Below are 23169 nucleotides of genomic sequence, written 5' to 3' on the forward strand. Positions count from 1 at the left end.
GCGGTTTTCATCATGTTTGCGGGACGCGCACGCACCTGAGGAGGCAGAAGATGACGGCTCATCGCGTGGTGGTGTGGGCGACAGGCGGCATCGGTTCGATCGCCATCCGTGCTGTTTCGCGGCGCCCCAATCTGGATTTGGTCGGCGTGTGGGTGCACTCGGAGGAAAAGGGTCGGCAAGGACGCCGGCGAACTGGCCGGCGGTGAGCCGATCGGCCTGCGAGCCACCAACGACGCCGGCGCGCTGATCGCCGCCAAACCCGACTGCGTCATCTATGCGGCCAGCGGTCCGGAGCGCGACGCGTTGGCGGTGCCCGATTACGTGCGTCTGCTGGCGGCCGGCATCAATGTGGTGTCGACGTCGTCGACGAGTCTGGTGTACCCGCCGTCCTATTTCGCACCCCACTGGCGCGACGAGCTGGACGGTGCGGCCAAGGCCGGCCAGGCGTCGTTCTACGTGTCGGGCATCTTTCCCGGCTTCGCCTCGGATCAGCTCGCGCTGCTCATGACGACGCAGTCCAAGAGCATCCGGCGGATCACGGCCAGCGAGGTCGCGCTCAATGATCACTATCCGGTCGCCGACGTGATGATGGACGGGATGGGCTTTGGCCGGCCGCTGGACTTCGAGCCGATGCTGAAGACGCCGGGATTCATCGAAATGGCTTGGAAGGCACCGATTTACCTGATCGCAGACGGACTTGGTGTCGAGGTGGAGCACATACGCGGCTCGCTCGACCGCGAGCTGACGGACCGGGACATCGAGGTGGCGTTCGGCACCATCGAGGCGGGCACCTGCGGCGCGGTGCGCACGCGCGCCGCGGGAGTGGTCAGTGGCCGCGAGGCCATCGTGATCGAGCACGTCATCCGGATGGCCCGCGACGTCGCACCCGGTTGGCCGACATCGCAGTTCGACGCGACCTATCGGGTCGACATCGAGGGTGATCCCGACATCCACTGCGTGATGACCCTGGGGGCGGCCGAGGGCCGCGCGGCGGGGCGAGCCGCGATGGCGTCCACGGCAATGCGCGTGGTCAACGCGATCCCCTATGTGGTCAACGCGCCCCCGGGCCTGCTCAGCTCGCTGGACATCCCCATGACTCTGCCGCTTTACGCCTTCGACTGAAGGTGTAACGTGCAGCACAAAGATTAGGCCACCTAGGAGTTTGCCGTGTACACACTGCGCTTCGACATGCGCGACCCTCAATGGGCCGCGCCGCCAACCGATCTGTACGCCGCGGCCCCCGAAATGTGCGCGTGGGCCGAAGAACACGGTGGTCTGGCCGCCGTGCTGTGTGAGCATCACGGATCCGAGGACGGCTACCTGCCGTCACCGTTTTTGCTGGCCTCCGCGGTGGCGGCGCGAACGCAGCGTCTGGCGCTGAGCCTGATCCTGATCCTTCCGTTCTACGAAACCGTGCGCCTCGCCGAGGACATGGCGGTCCTCGACATCATCAGCAAGGGGCGGGCGTCCTACATTTTGGCCCTGGGCTACCGGCCCGAGGAGTTCGAGCACTTCGGCGTGCCCATCAAGAAGCGTGGCCGCCTCTGCGACGAGAAACTCGCACTGCTGCGGCGACTGCTTGCCGGTGAAACCGTCGTCGAAGACGGGCGGCGGATCACGGTGACACCTCGCCCGCTGACTGCCGGCGGGCCGGGACTGATGTGGGGTGGCGGAACGATCGCGGCGGCTCGCCGGGCCGGCAGGTACGGGCTGGGCATGCTGGGCAACGCGAACGCGGCGGGCATGCGGGAGGCCTACGAAGAGGCATGCCGTGAGCACGGCCACGAGCCCGGGCCGACGATGTTTCCCGACCGCAATACCCCCTCGGTCGTGTTCGTCGCCGATGACGTCGATCAGGCGTGGAAAGAGATCGGCGAGCATCTGCTGCACGACGTGCGAACCTACGCCGCGTGGAATCCCGGGGACGAGACGACGGCCGGCTTCTCGCACGTGAACACCGTCGACGAGCTGCGCGAGACGGGGACATCGCACGTGATTATCTCTGTCCCGGAGGCGATCTCGCGGGTGAAGGGCGGACAGGTGCTTAACTTGTCACCGCTGTGCGGCGGGCTGCCACCGGACATCGCGTGGCCGTATCTTGAGCGCGTCGGCGAGGTCGTGCTTCCCGAGGCCCTCGGCTGATCCCCACGCCTCGCATTGCGGTCGATATCGGGTCCGAAGATGGCCAGGCAGCCCTCGTCGCACAACTCGCCGTAGGCCTCGATGACCGCTTTGACCGATCCCTTCGGCTACTTCGGTTGGTTCGGTACGCCCGGGAACAGCTCGCCTGCCGGTTCGGTGGTGACCCAGCCGCCTAGCTTCGTCGCCAGGTGGGGCGCGAATACGGCGCCGTAGAGAACGTTTCCGACGACGATCACGGCGACGACCGACAGGATCGATGAGCCGGCCCGGCTCTTCGACCTGCTCTCGGCCCACATCTCAATGACATTGCGCCCTTGCCCGTCCGTGCGACCGAGCAGGTAGGTGAAGAGCATCATCTGGATGGCCATCGCGAGGGAATCGTAGAGCGGGTACTGGTGTACGGTCCCCTCGCGGATCGCCAGGCCGGGGATCACCCGGCCGTAGTAGAAGACGCCGAGCTTGGCGCCCAGGAATCCATTGAAGAACAGCGCCCAGCAGAAGCCGACGATGAGACCGACCACCAAAAGCGTTTGGGGCCTGCGCCAATCGAAGCGTGCGCTCAGCCATCGCCCGAGCGCCGTGCCGGTCACGGCCGGCAGCACAAAGTACGAGATGTAGCCGACCGGAACGAACAAGGGCAACCCGCCCCACGTCACGTTCAGCGGCCACCACGCCGGCATGCGGGGGATGGCGGGCGGGAACTGGGCGTACATCGCCCAGTCGTAGGGCGCCTCGATCCAGGAGAACGATATCGCCGAGATGCACAGCAGCAGCAGTGGGTGCAGGCGGTGCCGGCGAACGCTCAGATAGATCCCGAGCACGCTGAACGCGATGCCGCCGATGAGCGCGAAGTCACTGGCCGCCTGCATCACCGGTGTCATCTGGGAGCTCATCGGCCGTCTCCTCGACCGCCGCGAGCTTGCGGGTCAAAACGCAGTACCAGACCGAATATCAGGACGATCAGTCCGAACAGCGTGCCAAGCATGATGACCGCGCCCACTGTCGCGCCCCTTCCCAGTCCGCGCTCGACTTCCCAATCCAGCTCGACTCATTAGATAGTGCACACTATCCTAAAAGGCAGTCAACCATCGGGTGAGGAGATGACGACGTGGCCCAGCGGCCGTCCACCACCAGGCGCAGCGCACCAGAGGCGTCGGCCTCGATCCGCCGGCCGCGCGGTGCGCCGCGCAAGCTGCTGCTCGATACCGCCCGGGCCCGCTTCGCCCGGCAGGACTACCGCAGCACGACGACGCGCGAAATCGCCCAGGCCGCGGGCGTCACCGAGCACCTGTTGTTTCGCCACTTCGGCTCCAAGGCCGCGCTGTTCCGGGAGGCGCTCGTACTGCCCTTCACCGACTTCGTCGAGGAATTCGGCCGGACCTGGCAGTCGGTCGTGCCCGAGGAGACCGACGAGCAGGAGCTGGCGCGGCGGTTCGTCGGGCAGCTTTACGACGTGTTCGTCGAAAACCAGGGTCTCCTGCTGACCCTGATGGCATCGGAGACGCTGAGCGAAGACGAAAAGGCCGACGCCGGCATCGCCGAGATCAGGCAGGCGATCACGGCGCTCGGTCAGATCAGCGCCGAGGGCATGCACCTGCGCGGGTTGCGGTCCGACCATCCGGACCTGCCCGCCCACTCGACAGTCGCGATGATCGCCGGTATGGCGGCCTTGCGTTCGACCTACTTCGGCACCGAGCCGCCGCCGCGCGAGACCATCGTCGACGAACTTGTCCATGCGACCCTGCACGGCTTCTTGCACAGGAACGGCTGAGCCGTTCAATCCGCCACTGCACCAGAGGAATTGGAAATGACAGGCACCAGCGCCATCGAGTTGTACTACGACCCATTCGATGTCGAGATCGACTCGAACCCGTATCCGGTGTGGAAACGGATGCGCGAAGAAGCGCCGCTGTACTACAACGAGAAGTACAACTTCTACGCGCTCAGTCGATACGAGGATGTGGTGCGCGAACTGCCGAACTGGGAGACCTACCGCTCCGGGCGGGGCACTACCGCCGACATCTTGTTCGCGAACATCGAAGTGCCTCCGGGCATTCTGCTGTTCGAGGATCCTCCGCTGCACGATCTGCACCGCAAGCTGCTGTCCCGTGTCTTCACGCCCCGGCGCATGCTGGCGGTGGAGGATTTGGTGCGAGGGTTCTGTGTCCGCGAGCTGGATCCGCTGGTCGGCGAGAGTGGTTTCGATTTCATCGCAGACCTCGGCGCGATGATGCCGATGCGGACCATCGGCTACCTCTTGGGCATCCCCGAGGCCGATCAAGAAAAGATCCGAGACCGCAGCGTCGCCAACATCGGATTGTCCAAGGACAGCGACCCCGCCGCCGTCGATGCAAATGTCTTCTCGAATTCCATTGCCCTGTTTGCCGAGTACATCGAATGGCGGGCCAGCCATCCCTCCGACGACCTCATGACCGAACTACTGCGGGCCGAGATCGATGAGTCCGACGGCACGCGGCGCCCCCTGTCGCGAACCGAGGTGCTGTCCTACACCGCGATGATCGCGGGTGCCGGCAACGAAACCACCGCTCGGTTAATCGGATTCATGGGCCAGCTGTTATCCGATCACCCGGATCAACGCCGCGAACTCGTTGCGGACCCGTCGCTGATCCCCGGTGCGATCGAAGAGACCTTGCGGTACGAGCCGCCGTCACCGGTGCAGGCCCGCTACGTCGCGCGCGACGCAGAGCACTATGGTCGCGTGGTTCCCGAGGGGTCGTTCATGCTGCTGCTGAACGCGTCGGCCAACCGCGACGAAAACCACTTCCCGGATGCGGATCACTACGACATCCACCGCCGCGGAGGTCATCTCAGCTTCGGGCAGGGCCTGCACTTCTGCTTGGGCTCGGCGCTGGCCCGGCTCGAAGCGCGGGTGGCCTTCGAAGAAGTCCTCAAACGCTGGCCCGACTGGGAAGTCGACTATGCGAATGCCCAACGGGCGCACACCGCGAGCGTGCGCGGGTGGGCACGCCTGCCCGTCGTCACCCGGTAAGCCGTCAGGGCCGACGTCGCGTTCCGGTCCGCGAGCGTGACGCTGGCGTCACACTCGGCGCCCAGTGTGACGCTAGCGTCACACTCGGCGTGGCTAGGAGCCGCTTTGATCCACCAACACCGCGCCGTCGGGCCGATTTCCCAACGTCTGCAACGGGATAGCCTCGCCTTGCGCGGTGAGGCGCACGATCTGGGCTAGTTGACCTGGGGCGTCGCACTGCAGATAGTGGTCGGCGCCGGGAACCACCCAGTAGCGGTTGCGGCCCGGCTTGCTTTTCAGATACATCTGCCAGACATGGTTGGGGACTCGCAACGGTGCCACGTTGTCGTGAACGCCCCAGACCACGGTCGTGTTGACGTCGCTCGTGGAAAGCGCTTCCAGCCAACCGGTTTCGTCCGCGGCGCGCTCGTGGAGATATTGGATGGTGTCGGGCAGCACGCGGATTCCGTCGTTATGGGCGAAGCATTTGGCCAGTGCGGCGATCTCCGGATCTTCCAATGTGCGTCGCGGCATGAACGTGCTCGCGCCCATGCCGGCCGCCAGCATCTCCGGCGTCGTCGCCGCCGCGGTGGCTCGTGCGGTGGCGGGGTCGAGCAGCGCGGTCTGAAATGCGGTGAGGTTGGACAGCGGAAGGTAGATGTTGGCGTTGGTCAAAACAAGGTCGACGGGTACGACCGGCGGATCCTGCGCTGCCAGCATGCCCAGGGCGATCATGCCGACGCTGCTGCCGCGGTCATGGGTGAGCATGCGGTATTCGGTGAGCTCCCACACCTCAGTGATCGCGTGGACGAGCAGGCGCGCGTCGTCGTAGAGCGAGTACACGTAGGGCTCGGGTGGTTTGTCGGAGAGTCCGTAGCCGGGAAAGTCCAACAGGTAGATGTCGAAATCCGAGCTCAGTTCACCCGCCAACGCGAAATAGTCGATGCTGCTGGTCGGAAAGCCGTGCACCAACACCAATGCGGGCGCACCGGGAGTGCCGCAACGGCGGGCGAACACGGCGACTTCCTGCCCGTCGTTGGCCGCGGTCGTCGAGCGCCAACGAAGCTCGGTGCCGCCGTCTTGCCACTGCGCAAAGAGGTCCAAGCTGTCAGCATCGCAGAGGTGGTCGCGGCAGACAACCACCTGCTTACGGGCACGTCACGTGAATTCCGAACGTGACGTCACGCAAACCACTTTGACCGGGTGTGGTCGCTTGGCCCGTCCCGGTCACCGTGTAGCTCTTACCGTCCTTGGTCGCTTGGACCTGAGTTGGTGACTTGGTTCCCTGGTAAGGCAATTGATACTGGCCGCTGTCCAGCTTGAGCGAAATGGCGAAGCCGTCGATGGTCGGCGGTTGCTCATCCGAGACGGCCAGCGACACCGATGCGGAATCGTCGTGCACGCTGATTCGAGTGGTCAGGTCACCCGATTCCGGGGGAGAAGCACTTGGCTGTGCCGCCGATCGTGTGCAGTCCACGGCGGCGATCATCGTGTGCTTGTTCCCATCGATCATGACGGTCGTGCTTGCCAAAGCCGGCCCTGAACTCGGGGCAGCAGCCGGGTGATCCCCCTTGCCAGAACAGGCCGGCAGGCTGGCCCCCAACACCACCACGCCGAGCGCGGCAGCCGCGCGAACGATCCGCCCGTTGCGGCGATAGTCGGGATTGGTCATGGCACCCCCTCTTGCTTGGACGTCACGAGGACTATAGGGCCTGTTCGTTTCTCCCACCCGACTTAAAACCGCAGCACGGGAAAAACTCCACCGCTGGCGGGTTGATTCGATACATGCTTATATAGATGGATGTCGAAGCAAGTGCCAGCGGAGTGTTGCCCGGCGCTGGGAGCAGCCGCGTTGGGCGAGCCGCAGGCCGTGGAGCTGGCCGCCATGTTCAAGGCGCTCAGCGATCCGGTGCGGTTGCGACTGTTGAGTCTGGTCGCCAGCCACCCGGGTGGTCAGGCCTGCGTCTGTGAGATCTCCCAGACATTTGACGTCTCGCAGCCGACGATCTCCCATCACCTGAAGACGCTGCGGTCGGCGGGGCTGTTGGACTGTGAACGACGCGGAACATGGGTGTATTACTGGGTGGTTCCCGCTGCCTTGCAACAACTTTCGTCGGTGCTGAGCGTCGACGCGCGAGTGGCCGCGGGATGCGGGTCGTGAGCCAGGGGCGGATCGGCACGGCCCCCGGCCCGGCGGTGAGCTCCCGGCTCCCGACGCTGGATCGATTCCTGCCCGGATGGATCGCCCTCGCGATGATCGCGGGTCTGCTGCTAGGCCGGCTCGTCCCCGACCTGGGGCGGGCGGTCAGCGCCGTTGCGGTCGACGGCATCTCGCTGCCCATCGCGATCGGTCTGCTGGTGATGATGTATCCGGTGTTGGCCAAAGTGCGCTACGACCAGCTCGACAGCGTCACCGGCGACCGCAAGCTCATGGTGACGTCGGTGGTGCTGAACTGGCTGATCGGGCCCGCCGTGATGTTCGCGCTCGCCTGGCTGCTGCTGCTGGATCTGCCGGAGTACCGCACCGGGCTGATCATCGTGGGTTTGGCCCGCTGCATCGCCATGGTCATCATCTGGAACGACCTTGCGTGCGGCGACCGCGAAGCCGCCGCGGTCCTGGTCGCACTGAACTCGATCTTCCAGGTCGTCATGTTCGCCGCACTGGGCTGGTTCTACCTGTCGGTGCTGCCAGGGTGGCTGGGTCTACGCACGACGGGCATCGATGTATCCGCCTGGCACATCGCGAAATCCGTGCTGATCTTCCTGGGCATTCCGCTACTGGCCGGATACCTATCGCGTCGTCTCGGCGAGCGCGCCAAAGGCCGCAGCTGGTATGAGAGTCGTTTCCTGCCCCGGATCGGGCCGTGGGCGTTGTACGGGTTGCTGTTCACCATCGTTGTCCTCTTCGCGCTGCAAGGCCACCAGATCACTTCCCGGCCTTGGGATGTCGCCCGGATCGCGCTGCCGCTGCTGATGTACTTCGCCATCATGTGGGCGGGGGGATATGGGCTGGGAGTGCTGCTTCGGCTCGGATACGCACGCACCACCACGTTGGCGTTCACCGCCGCCGGAAACAACTTTGAACTCGCGATCGCGGTGGCGATCGCCACCTACGGCGCCACCTCCGGGCAGGCCCTGGCCGGTGTGGTCGGACCCCTGATCGAAGTGCCGATCCTGGTCGCACTGGTCTACGTGTCGCTCGCGCTGCGACCGCGGCTCTTTGGTGAGACCCCCGAGTGGGCGGCGAAAGGAAGATGACCATGTCACGCCTTCAGATGGCCCTCAACGTCGACGATCTCGACGAGGCAATCGCTTTCTATACCAAACTTTTTGGGGTCGAACCGGCAAAAATCAAACCCGGCTATGCCAATTTCGTCGTCGCCGACCCGCCGCTCAAATTGGTCTTGCTGGAAAACCGCGGCCACGGCGGCACTCTGAACCACCTCGGCGTCGAGGTCGCCTCCAGCGACGCCGTGCACACCGAGAGCAGACGTCTCGCCGGGGCCGGTCTGCTCACTGATGACGAGATCGACACCACGTGTTGCTTCGCCACTCAAGACAAGGTGTGGGTGACCGGTCCGGGCGGTGAACGCTGGGAGATCTACACGGTGAAGGCCGATTCCGAGACGTTCGGACTTACCGACCAATCGGACTGCACCTGCTGCACCTCTTAGGCCGCATCAAATGCTTGTCCTGCACAACGCGTTTCAGCAAGCCGCCGTCGCGATGAACATGCCGGCGGCGGCGACGACGAGCACCAGGTCGATCAGAATCGCGTAATGGCGCGGATGGGCCCGGCGCACGATCGAGCGCGTGACAAAGGGGCCGATCATCAAGGCAGCGCCGATGACCAACCCGCGGACTACGACGGCGAAGCTGAGCGCACCCAACTGGCCGAAGGTGCTGATCTTGCTGATGTAGAGCAGCAAGGCCAGCATGAAAGGACCTTCTCGGCCGGCGCGAGTCGCACCTGCCGGGGTCCTCCAGGCTTTTGTCCGTTCAGATGACCGCGTCCCATCGGAGAACGCGGTGGCGCCGCTCGGACCAGACACGCCGATTGACGTCGGAACCCTAGGCGCTATCGATCACAGGCTAACAGAGATCCGTTGGTCGGCATCCGTTCGTCGGTCGGCAGACCTCTCGAGTCTGCTATGTGTACCAGCACTTTCCGACCATTAGGCGCTTCGCAGATCCGCTAGCGCATCTGCTAGCGCTTTGGCGAGTTGCCCTATGGTCGGTCGCCGCCGGGCGACGAAAGTCGACTATTGGCCGCCACGCTCCACCGGACGGTCCGGATCCGAGCTCCACTCAGACCACGACCCCGGATACAACGCGGCTTCGCGGCCCATCGCGGCGAGTGCGGCGATCGCGACCGTGGCGGTGACGCCCGATCCGCAGTAGGCGGCCACTGCATCGTGACGCTCGATTGCGCGATCGGACAACAGTTGTGCCAGTGCGTCGTCGGCGAGGAAGGTGCCGTCGGGGGCCAGGACCGTGCCGCTGGGAAGGTTCTTCGCGCCGGGGATGTGGCCGGCAACGGGATCGAGAGGTTCTATGTCGCCGCGGTAGCGCTCCGGTGCGCGCGCGTCAAGCAGCGTCACGGTGTCGTCGGCGACACGCTCGGCCGTCAGGGTACGGCGGCTTCCCGCATACAGATCATCGTGCGGCACAGTCACATTCCCGGGTGCCGGATCGACCCGCCCCGTCTCGAGGCGTTGTCCCGCCGACCGCCACGCGGCCAACCCGCCGTCCAGAATGCGGACGTTGTCGATCCCGGCCGCCGTCAGCACCCACCATGCACGTGCGGAACCGGCGCGATTCCAGTCGTCGTACACCACCACCAACGCGTCCTGCCGGATCCCCCAGTTACGCGCGGCGGCCTCCAGAGCGCGCCCGGATGGCAGCGGGTGACGCCCCCGACCGGAAACCGCGTGGTCGCTGAGGTCGTCGTCGAGCGAGACATACACCGCCCCCGGAATGTGCCCGTCCAGGTAGGCGGCGCGCCCGTCGGGATCGTCGACCCGCCACCGCACGTCCAGGATGGTCACCGGAGCGCCGGCCGCGATGATGTCCGCCAACTCGGCGGCGGTGATCAATACCTGACTGCGTGCTCCCACCGGATCCTCCTGTCGGTCTCCAGCGAGCCTAGCCAGCCGCCGTGCGCGGCTTCCGACCTCTAGGTCTAGGCGGTCTGTTCGGAACCGCCGGGCGGCTCGTCGAAGGCCGGCGCCCCGAGCGACGCCAGCATGCCGGTCGCGGCGCGGTGCCAAGTGAAGTCCTCGGCGCGGCGTCGGGCAGAAATGCGGCGTTCCCGTTCGGGTCGACTGGCGATGGCGGCGACCGCTTTTGCCATGGCGGCCGGGTCATTATCGGCCGACGCACCGCTGTCCGGGGTGATGATCTCGGTCAGCGCCGACGTGCGCGAGACCACGGCCGGCGTTCCGCACGCCAGCGACTCCAGCGCGGCCAGCCCGAATGTCTCATGCGGCCCCGGCGCCAGCGTCACATCGGCCGAAGCGAGCAGCTGCGCCACGGTATTGCGATCGGAGATGAAACCGGTGAAATCAATCGGGAGCCGCGCCGCCTGGCGCTCCAGCCTGGGCCGCAACGGTCCCTCGCCCACCACCACCAGCCGCGCATCGACACCGGCGTGGCACAACGCGCCCAGCGCGTCGATGCTGCGGTCGACACGCTTTTCGACCGACAGCCGCCCACAGTGGACCAGCAGCATCTGCGTCGGCGCGGCCCAGCGCTCACGCACCAGATACGAGTGGCGACTCGGATGAAACGTCTGCAAGTCCACACCGAGCGGGACCGTCACGGTGTTGTCGGCACCGATCCGGTCGAATTCTTCGCGGGCGAAAACCGTGGTGCATACGACGGTGTCGTAGTTCGCTGCGGTGCGCGCATTGGCCACGTCGGCGAATTTGCGTGCGGCCCGACGCGGAAGAACTTGTCCTACAAGGCGATCCAATCGCTCATGGGAGATCATCACAGTGGTGGCGCCGTAGTCGCGGCCCCAACGGCCCAGCGACCGCAGGGTGAGGCGGTCCGAGACCTCCAGCGCGTCGGGGCGCAGCGCTTCCAAAAGCGCCTTGACCGGGCCCGGCATCACCGCACGGTAGCCGCCGGTGAAAGGAATCAAGCGGGCGGGCAGAGTAATTCGGATCACGCCGGTGTACAGCTGGGCGCGCTCGACGCGTTGACCGGGGACGATCAGAAAGACCTCGTGCCCGCCGGCGCAATATTCCGCGCCCAGCCGGTCGATCGCGGTGCGGAGGCCGCCGGAGCGAGGGCCATAGAAATTGGCGACCTGTACAACGCGCATAACGTGAGAACACGCGGTGCGCGTGTGCACTCACCAATGGTGAACCGACGCGTGCCTGAACACTCCGTGAACTTCGCTCGCGGACGGCGTTATTTGCTCGTCGGCGGCCCGAACCAGCGCTGCAGCGCCGCCTTCAGGGCCGCTTGTTCGGACGAGCCGAATTCGTCGGCCGCCCAGGCGACATAGCCGTCCGGCCGGATCAGCAGCGCCGCGGCGGGGCGATCAGCGGTGCTCGCGCTGACGGTGTCGACACGATCGGCCCAGCCACGCGCCGTGTCCCCGACGCCGCCTCCATTGAGGTCGAGCAACACCGGGCGGGCCTCGTGCAACAACTCGGCCACGCGTCGGCCATCATCGAGCGTCAGGTCAGGCGCGAGCCAACCCGACAGCGGATGATGGTCACCCACGTCATACCTCACGTCGGCGCCGGCCAGCAGCGCCGCCATGTGCCGGGCGGCGTCGGGAATGGCGAACAGTTCGCCCATGAGCGTTCGTAACGCAGCGACTTCGGGCCCCGGCGCCATCAGGGCGGTCTGCGACATCGAGTGCATCATGACGCGCTCGCCCACGGGGTGGCGCTCGGACTCATACGTATCGAGCAATCCCGCGGGTGCCCAGCCGTTGAGGTGGGCCGCGAGCTTCCAGCCCAGGTTCATCGCGTCCTGCAGGCCAAGGTTCAGGCCCGGTCCGCCCATGGCGCTATGCACATGGGCGGCGTCACCGAGCAGCAGAACTCGTCCGTCGCGGTAGTGCTCCGCGTGGCGCGTGTTCTGTCCGTTGATCCGGCGCAGGGCGTGCGGCCCCGGGCCTTTCGGTTCCTCGAACGGCAGATCCACGCCGAGGACGCGGCGCGCGCTCTCGCGCAGTTCGGCCAGGCTCATCGGGTCGTCCTCGACCGGCGGCCCGAACTCGATGGTGCCGAACAGCGAGCGGCCGGGTTCGAACTCGGCATAAATCAGCCCGCCGCAATCCAACCGCGTGTGGCCGAACGCAATCCGGCCGAATCCGGGGACGTCGATGCCGCCGTCGGCGCGGCGGAGTCCGTCGGGGATGTGCACGTGGGCCAGCCGCCCGACGGTCTGCGATGTGTACCCGGGGAAGTCGATGCCTACGGTCTTGCGGACCAGGCTGCGTCCGCCGTCGGCGCCGACCAGATACCCGGCGTCGATGCGATACTCGCGCTCCGGCGAGGACACCGTCAGCTCAACAGAATTCGCTTCCTGCCGCAGGCCGGTGAATGCGTGCCCCCAGCGCACGTCCACTCCGAAGTCCCGCGCCCGCTTCTCCAGCAGCCGCACCACCCGGGGCTGTTGGATGGGCAGCGCGTACATCGGGTTATCGGGCACGCCGAGAAAGTTCAGCGTCATGGCCGCGAAGATCCACCCGTAAACCGGTTGCGGGGGTTCGGGGTCGCCAATAAACTCCCGGTAGAGGCCGCGCATGTCAAGCATCCGAACCACTTGGCCGACAAGGCCGTTGGCCTTCGGCTCAGCGCTGGGACCGGGCAGGGCGTCCAATACGACGGGCCTGAGACCCGCCAGCGCCAACTCGCAGGCCACCAGCAGCCCGTTGGGTCCGGCGCCGGCGACGACGACGTCGGCATGTTCGTCAGCCATGGCGTGCCTTCTTTCTGTTCGGTTCGGGCAATCCTGCGCTGACGGCGGCAAAGCCCTCGCGGATCAGTGCGGTGATGGCCACCGGCGGATCGGCCCGGACGTAGGCGTCGGCGGCGGCGTCGCCGATGGCACGCACGATGGCCATCACCAGTCGTGGGTACAGGTCTCGGTCGGGGTCGGTCCCCGTACGTTCGGAGATGGCGTGGAGCAATTCGTCGAACAGGTTGTGTGGCACCGAGTTCCGCACTTGAGGGTGCATGACGAGTTTGCGGACCTCGACGAGCTCTTGGCGACTGGGGGCGCGGTTCTCGTCACCGTACACGTCCCCGAAGTCGGCCTCCAGCGGTTCCAGCACGGCATGGGTGAGTGCCGTCCAGAGCGGTTCGTCGGCGGGACGCTGCCGCAGCACGGCGACGCTGCGACGCACGCGTTCGGCTTGCCGGTAGGCCAGTGCCTCGTATTTGCCGCTGAAGTAGTTGTTGAACGTGCGCAGTGAGACGCCTGCCATGTTGGCGACGTCTTCGCGTGTCACGTTTTCCAGGCCGCGTTCGAACGCCAGCTGCAACGCGGCATCACTGAGCGCTCGCCGGGTATCGGCCTTCTTGCGCTCACGGAGTCCGGTCACAGCGGCCAACATACGCCAAACTTGCCTGGTGGGCAATATTGCCTAGTAGGCAATATTCCGTCGAGTGTGCGTGGAGGGCGTTGAGTGTGCGGCCATGGCGGGGACACGCCGGGTGGGCGGCCCAGGATGCACACTCGAAGCTCGCCGCGAAGGCAGGGGCGTCTAGCGCGCGCCCCAATCCCACCTGGGCGTCGTCAGTAATGTCTGGCCGCTGATGCGTGTTTCGCCCCAGTCCTTGTACAGCTCGATCTCGATCGCTTGTCCCTCGTCCTCGGCCTCCGCCACCGGCGTCGTGTCCAGGAATTCCAGCAGCGACCGGGAGTGGGTGACCACCACGACCTGCGTCTTCGCGGCGGTGGTGCGGATCAGCGAGGCCAGTGGGGCCACCAGGTCGGGGTGCAGCGAGGTCTCGGGTTCGTTGAGCACCATCAGCGAGGGCGGTTGCGGGCTCAGCAGTGCGGCGGCCCACAGCAGGAAACGCAGTGTGCCATCGGATAACTCAGCCGCGCGCAACGCGCGCAGCATGCCGCGTTGCCGTAGTTGGAGGTCGAACAACCCGTCATGGATGGCCACCGAGACGGTGGCGCCGTCGAATGCCTCGGCGACGGCCCGCTTCAGATCCTCGAATTCCGACTCGAGGATCGTCTGGATCGCGGCGGCGAGGTCGCTGCCGTCGTCGGAGAGCACCGGGGTGCGGGTGCCCACCTGCGGGTGCCGGGCGGGTGCCGCCGCGTCGACACGAAAACCGTCGTAGAACCGCCAGCCGCGCAACCGTTCTCGCACGGCCGCCAGCTCGGGAAGCGCGTGCGGGTGGGCGTATTCTGCCAGCACGCTGTGGTAGGACGGCAGGGACCGGGACAACTCGTCGAAGCCACTGCCGGAATCCGCGCTGGCCTCGGCGAAAACGCGGGACCGTCGCACCAGCGTCGTACTGGGCCGCAGCACCGGGCCGGCGAACAACACTTCGCGTTTGATCTCCGGATCGCGAGCGAACACCGACTTTCCGGCCGACTGCGGCAGGCCCAGATCCACCAGATAGCCGAAATCGTCTGCGGCGAAGCCTAATTCGAGGGACACGGGCCGCGTGCGCACGGTGCCCTCGGTCCTGCCGGAGCGTCGCGCACCGGACGGCTGCTCGGGCCCGGCCCACAGCACCGATTGCAGGCCGCCCTCGTGGGCGAGCGACCCGATCACTTCGCCGCGGCCACAGTCGGCCAGCAGCCGCAGCGCGCGATACAGCGACGACTTGCCGGCGCCGTTGGCGCCGGTGATCACCGACAGACGACCCAGCGGCAGAATCACCTCGCGCAGCGAGCGATACCCGCGGATCGCGACGGTGTGCAGCATGGGGCCGACTGTACGGCCGGCCGCCGACGCCCTAGTCGTCCTCGTCGTCGTCGGCCGCGGTGGCGAGGAGTTGCACTTCCTCGAGATCCATCTCGTTCTGCAACTCGCGCAGCACGATGTCGTCGATGAGGTTCTGGTTTCGCAGCGAGGTGATTTCCCGCCGCTTGTGTTCGAGCACGCCAAGACGCACCCGCCGGACCTTCTCCCGGCCCTTGAGTATGCGAGTGTCCGGCGAACCGTTCTCGGTGGCCAGGACCAGCGCGGCCTTTTCTTCGTACTCCTTTTGCAGCCGCCGCCTCAGGTCGTCACTGATCCCGACTTCGTCGGCGACCACGGGTAGCGCGGAGAGGGCGGCCTGAGACCCCCGACAACGAGCCAATTGCAGTTCCTCGGCGTGGGCTGGATCTTCGGGCATCTTCGCCCACCGAACGACGGCCGGCAGCGTGCTGCCCTGGACCAGGACGGTCACCAGGATGACGACGGTCACGATGAAGATCAGCAGGCTGCGGTCGGGGAACGGCGTGCCGCTCAGCGTTGTCATCGGCACGGCGAGCGCCGCGGCAAGCGACACGGCCCCACGGAATCCCGCCCAGACGGTGACGAAGCGCTGGCGCCAGTTGACCTGACGTTCGCGTTGCACCTGGCGGCGGTCGATGAGCCGGATCAACAGGGTGGTGATTTCGCCCCAGAAGATGCGAGACACGATGACGACGCCGGTGATCACCAGCGCCACGAACAGGGCATGGCGGACGCCGCCGTCGACGCCTGCGATGCCGCGCAGCGCACCCGGGATCTGCACACCGACGAACACCCATAGCGAGCCGTTGAGCAGGAATGTCGCGTTGTCCCAGAAGGCATAGGCCTGCAGGCGGGAACGGGCCCGGATCACCACCGGGCCGGCGTAGGCGAGGAGCAGGGCCGACACCATCACCGCGACCACTCCGCTGCACTCCATCGATTGAGCCAGCAAGAAGGCCGCGAAAGGCGTCACCAGGCTCAAGGCTCCTTCCTCTTGGGGTGCGTCGATCCGCTTGCGCAGCAGCGTCACCGCTCCACCGACCAGCAGCCCGGCCGCGATACCACCGAGGTAGGACCCGATGAACCGACCGACCAAGTCGGCTGGGGTGATAGCGGCCCCGCCAATCGCGACGTGGACGGTCACGGCAAACAGCACCAGTGCGGTGCCGTCGTTGATGAGACTCTCGGCCTTCAGCACGGTCAGCGACCGACGGGGCAACTTCTTCGCCAGGCCGGCCACCGCGGCGGCGTCGGTGGGGGAGAGCACGGCACCTAGGACGGCCGCCGCATGGGGCTCCATGCCGAGTGCTCGCGCCGTCCATGACACCGCCACCGCGGTGGCGATCACCAGTGCGACACTGAGGAACACGATGATGCGCGCGTTGGCCCGGATCTCGCGGAAGCTGGTGTTCAAGCCCTCCCAGTAGAGGATCGCGGGAAGAAACAGCAGCAGCACGACCTCGCCGTTGACATGGATGTGCGCGAAATGGGGAATCAGGCCTAGCAAGGCGCCCAGAAAGATGAGCAAGACCGGGGGACCGACGCGGTAGCGCCGGCCGATGACCGTCCCGACGATGACGGTGGATACCAGAGCAACGATCAGTACGAGGCCAAACACCAGCCCATCCTGCCGGACGCAACGCATGGCGGCCTCGTCGCCTACTCTTCGGTCTGGATCGGACCTATTAGGCTCCGGAGCGACATCGAAGGGGGATCTGGTGAAGGTCAGGCTGCTGGTAACAGTCGCCGTGCTCATGTTGTCGACGGTGGTGGGTTGCCACTTCGCGTCCAGGAATCCGCCGTCGACCAAAACGCTCCAGGTGCCCATGACCGATGTGCTGACGCAGAGCGACATCAGCCAGACCATCACCATCGCCGTCGGCAACACCCTGATCGTGCAGTTGGGTTCGAACTACACCACCCCCTACCGGTGGAACCCGGACACCAAGATCGGCGACCCGTCGGTCATCAAGCAGCTCAGTCACGCGTTCGAGCAGCCGACGTCCGACGCGCTGGGGGCACCGGGCACCGAAGTGTTTACGTTCACCGCGCTGAAACCGGGGACCACCACGGTCAGCACGGCCTACTCCAGCTTCGTGGGCAAGGACGCCAAACCGGCGTGCACCTACACGCTGAACGTCACGGTGCAATAGGCAATCTGTGGTTCTAGCAGGGTCAGGACACCTCGGGAGCCGCAACAACGTCGGCACGCAGGTGCGCCGCGTAGATCTCGGCCAGGAATTGCTCGACGGCCACCGCGGCGTGCGCGGCGCGGACCGAGCCGAAAATGTCGAAAGCGTGTTGGGTGAACGGCAATTCGGCGTATACGACCGCTTGCGTGCTGACTTGCCGGAGTTGCTCGACGAACGTGCGCGCTTGCTCGACGTAGGCCAACGAGTCGTTGCGGCCGTGCAGGACGAAGAACGGAGGAGCGTCGGGGTGGACATGGTTGACCGGTGACGCGGCCTCGAACGTCTGCCGGTGCGTCGAGGGTTTTTGTTTGATGATCGACTTGATCAGCAGTCCCGGCATCATCGGATGCAGCGTCTTGTCCAACCGGGTGAAGTCGTAGATGCCATAGAACGGCACCGCCGCCTGGACCCGAGTGTCGGCGTCTTCGAACCCCGGTTGAAACTGCGGGTCATTGGGCGTCAGCGCGGCTAGCGCCGACAGGTGACCGCCGGCCGAACCCCCGGTGATGACGATGAAGTCGGGGTCGCCGCCGTACTCGGCGATGTGTTCTTTGACCCAGGCGAGGGCGCGCTTGACGTCGACGATGTGGTCGGGCCAGGTGTTGCGCGGGCTGTGCCGGTAGTTGATCGCCACGCAGACCCAGCCGAGTTCGGCCAGGTGGCTCATCAACGGATGAGCTTGACCGCGTTTGTTTCCCGTCGTCCAGGCGCCGCCCGGGATCTGGAAGAGCACCGGCGCCTTGCCGGCCGGGTCGAGGTCGGGACGTCGCCAGATGTCCAGGTGGTTGGCGCTGCCGTATTCGCCGTAGCTGATGTCGGAGTCGTGGGCGTAGTCGCGGTAGATGCGCAGCATTCTTAGTAGTCCTGGCGTCTTGGCGGTGCCGCCGCCGCTCGGCCGACGCCACAGGCTCCCCGACTCGGTGAGCCGATCGGCTCCCAGCCCGCTGTCCAATGCCTCGGTCAGCGGAACGTTGGCCCGATGGCCCGCGCGGCTGAGGTTCAGCAGGCCGAGCGCCGAGAGGCCGGCGACAATCCACGCGATTATTCGCACCGGCCGGGTGAGGCGGCGGCCGGTCAACGCCAGCCCACCGAGCTGGCTCAGCAACGTCTGCAGCGGCAATTCGGTGACGACGAGCCCGAACATCCAGGAGTACAGCGACGGGAATCCGCCGCGCGCCAGAGGCCGGTAGGCGTTGAGGGTGGACGCCGCGGTCAGGGTGGTGACCGCGGCGGACGCTATTTGCCGGATGACGTGGATGGGTCGAGCTGTCCGCATTGCCTCACCTTACGAAACGGGCGCGCCTCGCCCGCAAGACCGCCACCTCGAGCGGCGCCTCCTGTCTCGAGTTGCCGTTCATGCGGCGCGAAGCGCCGACGTCGCACGAGGCCATCGACGCGGTCGAGACTGCCGTCGACCGGCACATCGAATCCATGCTGACGACCGGCGAAACACCGCCGACCCCGATGGCGAACCGCCGCTACAGCGGGACGATCGCCGTCAGGCGATACGTTCCGGCTCTCCGGGTGGGACTAGCGGCGGGCGAAGGCTACGACGCCTCTGCTCTGCTCTCCAGCTCCTTCACCGGGGCCGGGTCGTTCTCGGTCAGTCCGACCTTCGCCGCGCCGCCGGGCGAGCCGAGCTCGGCGAAGAAATCCGCGTTGATCTGCAGGTACTGACTGTGCTCGGCCGGCAGGTCGTCCTCGTAGAAGATGGACTCGACCGGGCACACCGGCTCGCAGGCACCGCAGTCGACGCACTCGTCGGGGTGGATGTAGAGCATCCGGGCGCCCTCGTAGATGCAGTCGACGGGGCATTCCTCGATGCATGCCTTGTCTTTGATATCGACACAGGATTCGGCGATCACGTAGGCCACGGGTGTTGTCCTTCCTTCTGGCTAGCGGGTCAGCCGGCTGCGAGCCGTCAAAACACGGTCTGGCTGGCTAATTTAGCGCGGTGGCGCCCGTGCGGGCTACCAGCCTGCGCGCCTCATGTGTCCCATCGTTGCGGCTCGGCCGGGGCGCGAGTAGAGGCGTGGCGTTGTGGTGTCACAAGCTATAGTTGTGTCACACGATTTGATTGTGAGCTGCCGCCCATGCCCCTCAGCCCCCGGCTGCCCGAACTCGCCTCGTTCGAGGCGTTCGTGGCGATCGCCGAGACCGGCAGCCTCGGCCGGGCCGCACGCGAACTCGGGCTGACCCAACAGGCGATCTCCCGGCGGCTTGCCACCATGGAGGCCCAGATCGGCGTCACCCTGGCCGTCCGCACGACGCGCGGCTCGCAACTGACGCCCGCCGGCCTGATAGTCGCGGATTGGGCGGCCCGGCTGCTCGAAGTCGCCAACGAAGTCGACGCCGGACTGGGTTCGCTGCGAAAAGAAGGTCGCGAACGCATCAGGGTGTCGGCCAGCCAGACGATCTCCGAACAACTCATGCCGGGCTGGCTGCTGTCCCTGCAGGCCGAGGCGACGCGGCGCGGCGATACCGCGCCTCAGGTGATCCTGACCGCCACCAACAGCGACCACGCCATCGCCTCGGTCCGTGATGGTAGCGCCGATCTTGGTTTCGTCGAAAACCCCGGTACGCCAAAGGGTTTAGGCAGCTGTGTGGTAGGGGAGGACGAGCTGGTGATCGTGGTCCCGCCCAACCATAAGTGGGCGCGACGGTCGCGGGTGGTGACCGCGCGCGAACTCGCACAGACGCCGTTGGTGGCCCGTGAACCCCATTCGGGCATCCGCGATTCGCTGACGGCGGCGTTGCGCAAAGTGCTGGGCGAGGACATGCAGCAAGCGACGCCCGTGCTGGAACTGACCTCCGCGGCGGCCATGCGCGCCGCCGTGCTCGCCGGCGCCGGCCCGGCGACCATGAGCCGGCTGGCGGTGGCCGACGACCTGGCGGTAGGCCGGTTGTACGCGGTGAACATCCCAAAGTTGGACCTGCGCCGCAAGTTTCGGGCCATCTGGATCGGCGGACGCACTCCACCGCCGGGAGCGATCCGCGACTTGCTCAGCCACATCATCAGCCGCACTGCGGCTTCGACAGGCTAGGCCGCAGCGTCGTCGGCAAGTGCCTCGTCGTAGCGATCCAGCACGGTCTCGGCCACCAACCGGTGCGCGCCCAGCGGTGCCGCTATCGCAATACCGTTGTCCCGGGCGAAGTTTGACACCCCGTCGGTGATGAAACCCGGCGCCAGGAACCACGGCGCAATCACGAGCCGACGCGCCCCGCGGCGGCGCAACTGCTCGGCGGCGCGGGCCACCGATGCCTCGGGCCGGGTGGCGAAAGCCGTTGTGGCCCCGGCCCATCGGGTGCCGACGGCCAGCCTGGCCGCCACCTTCGCGGTGCGTGCATTGGCGGCGAGGTTCGACGAACCGATCGCGACCACCATCACCCCGAGATCGTCGTCGCGAGGCGATACCCCGACCTCGGCGAGCCGTTCGCGCAGCACCGAGATCAGCCGGTCGTCTTCACCGAGCACGTCGGCCTGCCGGATGGCGTGGGCGCCGGCGTCGGCGATCTGCTTGGGGATGTCCAAACGCGCGTGGTAGGCGCTGGCCAGCAGCAACGGGGCGACCACCGCGCGGCGGCTATCCGGCAACCCGGCCAGCACGTCGACGAAGCCCGAGGCGTTGAGCTCGAGGAACGCCAGCCGCACGTCGAGGTCCGGCCGCATCCGCGCCAGCCGGTCGGCCACGGCCTGGGCGTTGACGCCCGATCGTGGGTCGCGGCTGCCGTGCGCGGTGAGTACGAGTGTGTTCATCTGGGCCTCAGCGCAACTCGTCCTCGTCGGCGCGCAGCGCCCAGGAGGCGAAGGTCTCAGCGTCCTGGCGTCCGTCGAGGTATTTGCGGGTCACCCGGTCGATGTAGTCGCCCAGTTCGGCGCTGGTGACCTTGTGCTGGCGCAGTTTTCGGCCGAAGCCGCTCTGCTCGCCCAGGCCGCCGCCGAGGTGAACCTGGAAGCCTTCGACCGAATTGCCGTCGCCGTCGTCGATCCACTGGCCCTTGAACCCGATGTCGGCGACCTGAATGCGGGCGCACGAGTTCGGGCATCCGTTGAGATGCACGCTGATCGGCAGGTTGAGCCTGGAATCGACGTCGGCCAGGCGCTGTTCCAGCTCGGGCACCAAAGTCTGTGCCCGCACCCGGGTTTCGGCGAACGACAGCTTGCAGTACTCGATCCCGGTGCACGCCATCGTGTTCTTGCGCCACGACGACGGCCGTGACGGCAGGCCCAGCGCGTCCAGGCCAGCGATCAGTTCGTCGACCTTGTCGTCCGGAACGTCGAGGATGACCAGCTTCTGGAACGGGGTCCAGCGCGCGCGGTCGGAGCCGGCCTTCTCCATCAGATCGGCCACGGCCGACAGGGTGCTGCCCGTCACCCGCCCGACGATCGGGGCGACGCCCACGGCGTTGAGGCCGTTCTTGATCTTCTGCACCCCGACGTGGTCGATGGTGTGCTTGACCGGCGCGGGCGCCGGTCCATCGATCAGCGGGCGGTTGAGGTACTCCTGTTCGAGAACTTCACGGAATTTCTCAGTGCCCCAGTCCTTGACCAGGAACTTCAGCCGGGCCTTCGCGCGCAGCCGCCGGTAGCCATAGTCGCGGAACAGCCGGGTGACGCCCTCCCAGACGTCGGGCACCTCGTCCAGCGGCACCCACACGCCGAGGCGCTGGGCCAGCATCGGGTTGGTCGACAGGCCGCCGCCCACCCACAGATCCAGGCCGGGGCCGTGTTCGGGGTGGTTGACGCCGACGAACGCGATGTCATGGGTCTCGTGGGAGACGTCCTGCAGGCCCGAGACCGCGGTCTTGTACTTACGCGGCAGGTTCGCGTACTCGGGATTGTTCAGGGAGCGCCGGACGATCTCGTCGATCGCAGGCGACGGGTCGAGGATCTCGTCGAGCGAGTCGCCGGCCAACGGCGAACCGTGGATGCCGCGGGGGCAGTCCCCGCAGGCCTCGGTGGTCTGCAATCCCACCGAATCGAGCCGCCGCCAGATCTCGGGGACGTCCTCGATCCGGACCCAGTGCAGCTGCAGGTTCTCCCGGTCGCTGATGTCGGCGGTGTCGCGGGCGAATTCGGTGGAGATCTGACCCAGGGTGCGCATCGTGTGCGCGGTCATCGCCTTGCCATCGGAGCGAACCCGCATCATGAAGTACTTCGCTTCGATTTTGTCGGTGTTCTCGTCGCCGGTCCAGCTGCCGTCGTAGCCCTGTTCGCGTTGGGTGTAGAGGCCCATCCAGCGGAATCGCCCGCGCAGGTCGTCCTTGGCGATGCTGTCGAAGCCCTCTTTGGCGTAGACGTTGATGATGCGGTCGCGCACGTTGAGCGGTGCGTCGTCGTTTTTGAACTGCTCGGCGTGGTTGAGCGGTTCGCGATCGCCCAGCGCCCACTGACCATCGTTGCGAGTCTTGACGGGACGTGCGGTGGTCATGTGTCGTTCTCCTTCGCGAACATCCTCGCGGCGGCGCAGAGCGGGCCGTAATGCGGCCACAGGGCGGGCTGTCGGGCCGCGGCATCGCGATGATGTTGGTCTGTAGGCACCCGTAGGTTCGTCGTTGGACCCACGGGTCGCGATTTCCATGGTGCACCACTTACCACCGCGTCAGTAGAGGTCATGTGTTGTGAAGGCACAACCGATTGTTGTGTGCGCTGCTTCACTTCGGATGACGGCGATCACTCTGGCGTCCAGCGCAATTCCGGCATCGATCTTTGGGAGACACTGTGCCGCAAATAAATTGGCGGCCAGGCATGGCGCGGGGGTTAATTCGCAGTAGTCTGGCCCGTAACGCAGACCCAGCTGAAAGGTTCGTATGAGCTCCTCCGACGTCCACGATGTGATCATTATCGGTTCGGGTCCTGCTGGGTATACCGCGGCGTTGTATTCGGCGCGGGCGCAGTTGGCGCCGGTGGT

General features: G+C 66.3%; 21 protein-coding genes and 3 pseudogenes. 10 read left to right on the top strand and 14 right to left on the bottom strand.

The genetic code is table 11. From position 1 onward, the window contains the following. The first annotated feature begins 50 nt into the window (after nt 1-50). Nucleotides 51-1122: pseudogene (locus A5782_RS21880) on the top strand (dihydrodipicolinate reductase). A 45-nt stretch (nt 1123-1167) separates the two neighbouring features. After that, nucleotides 1168-2142 carry an LLM class flavin-dependent oxidoreductase gene (locus tag A5782_RS21885; RefSeq protein WP_067104183.1) on the top strand — a complete coding sequence of 325 codons (975 nt, stop codon included), beginning with the start codon at nt 1168-1170 and terminating at the stop codon, nt 2140-2142. A gap of 107 nt (nt 2143-2249) precedes the next feature. Here the strand turns inward: A5782_RS21885 and A5782_RS21890 are convergent, their stop codons facing one another. Next, a complete protein-coding gene (locus A5782_RS21890; protein WP_067104184.1) occupies nt 2250-3035 on the bottom strand; it encodes a spirocyclase AveC family protein in 786 nt (261 codons plus the stop codon). A gap of 215 nt (nt 3036-3250) precedes the next feature. Here A5782_RS21890 and A5782_RS21895 point away from each other — a divergent pair, with 215 nt between their 5' ends. Together A5782_RS21895 and A5782_RS21900 are read left to right on the top strand one after the other, a co-directional pair. After that, entirely contained in the window at nt 3251-3913 is a 663-nt protein-coding gene (locus A5782_RS21895) for a TetR/AcrR family transcriptional regulator (RefSeq protein WP_067104185.1), read from the top strand. 36 nt (nt 3914-3949) lie between these two features. Continuing rightward, complete coding sequence (locus A5782_RS21900) at nt 3950-5152, top strand: cytochrome P450 (RefSeq protein ID WP_067104186.1); 1203 nt, start codon at nt 3950-3952, stop codon at nt 5150-5152. A 93-nt stretch (nt 5153-5245) separates the two neighbouring features. Here A5782_RS21900 and A5782_RS21905 read toward each other — a convergent pair whose 3' ends face one another. Together A5782_RS21905 and A5782_RS21910 are read right to left on the bottom strand one after the other, a co-directional pair. Further along, nucleotides 5246-6235: an alpha/beta fold hydrolase gene (locus A5782_RS21905; RefSeq protein WP_067104187.1), complete on the bottom strand. Its 990-nt coding sequence runs from the start codon at nt 6233-6235 to the stop codon at nt 5246-5248. Nucleotides 6236-6278: 43 nt separating this feature from the next. Next, nucleotides 6279-6803, bottom strand: a complete 525-nt coding sequence (locus tag A5782_RS21910; protein ID WP_067104188.1) for a lipoprotein LpqH — start codon at nt 6801-6803, stop codon at nt 6279-6281. Between the two features lie 129 nt (nt 6804-6932). Between A5782_RS21910 and A5782_RS21915 the strand changes: the two genes are divergently transcribed. The 3 genes and pseudogenes from A5782_RS21915 (at nt 6933) to A5782_RS21925 (ending at nt 8805) form a co-directional block, all read left to right on the top strand. Continuing rightward, a complete protein-coding gene (locus A5782_RS21915; protein WP_067104189.1) occupies nt 6933-7292 on the top strand; it encodes a helix-turn-helix transcriptional regulator in 360 nt (119 codons plus the stop codon). Further along, nucleotides 7280-8356 (top strand): annotated as a pseudogene (gene arsB / locus A5782_RS21920) (ACR3 family arsenite efflux transporter); the annotation flags it as partial. The gene A5782_RS21915 and the pseudogene arsB, both read left to right, overlap by 13 nt. 35 nt (nt 8357-8391) lie before the next feature. Continuing rightward, a complete protein-coding gene (locus A5782_RS21925; RefSeq protein WP_067104203.1) occupies nt 8392-8805 on the top strand; it encodes an ArsI/CadI family heavy metal resistance metalloenzyme in 414 nt (137 codons plus the stop codon). Between the two features lie 33 nt (nt 8806-8838). Here the strand turns inward: A5782_RS21925 and A5782_RS21930 are convergent. From A5782_RS21930 to A5782_RS21960, 7 genes and pseudogenes are all read right to left on the bottom strand, one after another. After that, a pseudogene (locus tag A5782_RS21930) lies at nt 8839-9063 on the bottom strand (sulfite exporter TauE/SafE family protein); the annotation flags it as partial. A 330-nt stretch (nt 9064-9393) separates the two neighbouring features. After that, on the bottom strand, nt 9394-10248 hold the full coding sequence (locus A5782_RS21935; protein WP_067104192.1) for a sulfurtransferase: 855 nt from the start codon (nt 10246-10248) through the stop codon (nt 9394-9396). A gap of 65 nt (nt 10249-10313) precedes the next feature. After that, complete coding sequence (locus A5782_RS21940) at nt 10314-11459, bottom strand: glycosyltransferase (RefSeq protein ID WP_067104193.1); 1146 nt, start codon at nt 11457-11459, stop codon at nt 10314-10316. An 89-nt stretch (nt 11460-11548) separates the two neighbouring features. Beyond that, nucleotides 11549-13075 carry an FAD-dependent monooxygenase gene (locus tag A5782_RS21945; RefSeq protein ID WP_067104194.1) on the bottom strand — a complete coding sequence of 509 codons (1527 nt, stop codon included), beginning with the start codon at nt 13073-13075 and terminating at the stop codon, nt 11549-11551. Then, on the bottom strand, nt 13068-13700 hold the full coding sequence (locus A5782_RS21950) for a TetR/AcrR family transcriptional regulator (protein WP_082943051.1): 633 nt from the start codon (nt 13698-13700) through the stop codon (nt 13068-13070). The genes A5782_RS21945 and A5782_RS21950 overlap by 8 nt, the downstream gene beginning before the upstream one ends. A gap of 162 nt (nt 13701-13862) precedes the next feature. Then, complete coding sequence (locus tag A5782_RS21955) at nt 13863-15047, bottom strand: AAA family ATPase (RefSeq protein WP_067104196.1); 1185 nt, start codon at nt 15045-15047, stop codon at nt 13863-13865. 31 nt (nt 15048-15078) lie between these two features. Next, the gene (locus A5782_RS21960; protein ID WP_067104204.1) at nt 15079-16683 is read right to left on the bottom strand and encodes a Na+/H+ antiporter; all 1605 of its coding nucleotides are present in this window, start codon (nt 16681-16683) and stop codon (nt 15079-15081) included. Nucleotides 16684-16783: 100 nt separating this feature from the next. Between A5782_RS21960 and A5782_RS21965 the strand changes: the two genes are divergently transcribed. Further along, nucleotides 16784-17218, top strand: a complete 435-nt coding sequence (locus A5782_RS21965; protein ID WP_067104197.1) for a protease inhibitor I42 family protein — start codon at nt 16784-16786, stop codon at nt 17216-17218. 22 nt (nt 17219-17240) lie between these two features. On the opposite strand, the gene A5782_RS21970 is transcribed toward A5782_RS21965, so the two are convergent. Further along, a complete protein-coding gene (locus A5782_RS21970) occupies nt 17241-18533 on the bottom strand; it encodes an alpha/beta hydrolase (protein ID WP_067104198.1) in 1293 nt (430 codons plus the stop codon). A gap of 271 nt (nt 18534-18804) precedes the next feature. Further along, complete coding sequence (fdxA, locus tag A5782_RS21975) at nt 18805-19131, bottom strand: ferredoxin (RefSeq protein ID WP_067104199.1); 327 nt, start codon at nt 19129-19131, stop codon at nt 18805-18807. Between the two features lie 219 nt (nt 19132-19350). Between fdxA and A5782_RS21980 the strand changes: the two genes are divergently transcribed. Beyond that, complete coding sequence (locus A5782_RS21980; protein WP_067104200.1) at nt 19351-20301, top strand: LysR family transcriptional regulator; 951 nt, start codon at nt 19351-19353, stop codon at nt 20299-20301. On the opposite strand, the gene A5782_RS21985 is transcribed toward A5782_RS21980, so the two are convergent. Continuing rightward, nucleotides 20298-21014 (bottom strand): sirohydrochlorin chelatase, encoded by a 717-nt coding sequence (locus A5782_RS21985; RefSeq protein ID WP_067104201.1) that lies wholly within the window; start codon nt 21012-21014, stop codon nt 20298-20300. The two genes, A5782_RS21980 and A5782_RS21985, sit on opposite strands and share 4 nt — an antisense overlap. 7 nt (nt 21015-21021) lie before the next feature. Continuing rightward, on the bottom strand, nt 21022-22689 hold the full coding sequence (locus A5782_RS21990; RefSeq protein ID WP_067104202.1) for a nitrite/sulfite reductase: 1668 nt from the start codon (nt 22687-22689) through the stop codon (nt 21022-21024). Between the two features lie 379 nt (nt 22690-23068). Here A5782_RS21990 and A5782_RS26315 point away from each other — a divergent pair. Next, a partial coding sequence (locus A5782_RS26315) for an FAD-binding protein (RefSeq protein WP_156624055.1) occupies nt 23069-23169 on the top strand: 101 nt, incomplete at its 3' end.

The sequence above is a fragment of the Mycobacterium sp. 852002-40037_SCH5390672 genome, from assembly GCF_001665875.1.
Classification (GTDB): Bacteria; Actinomycetota; Actinomycetes; order Mycobacteriales; family Mycobacteriaceae; genus Mycobacterium.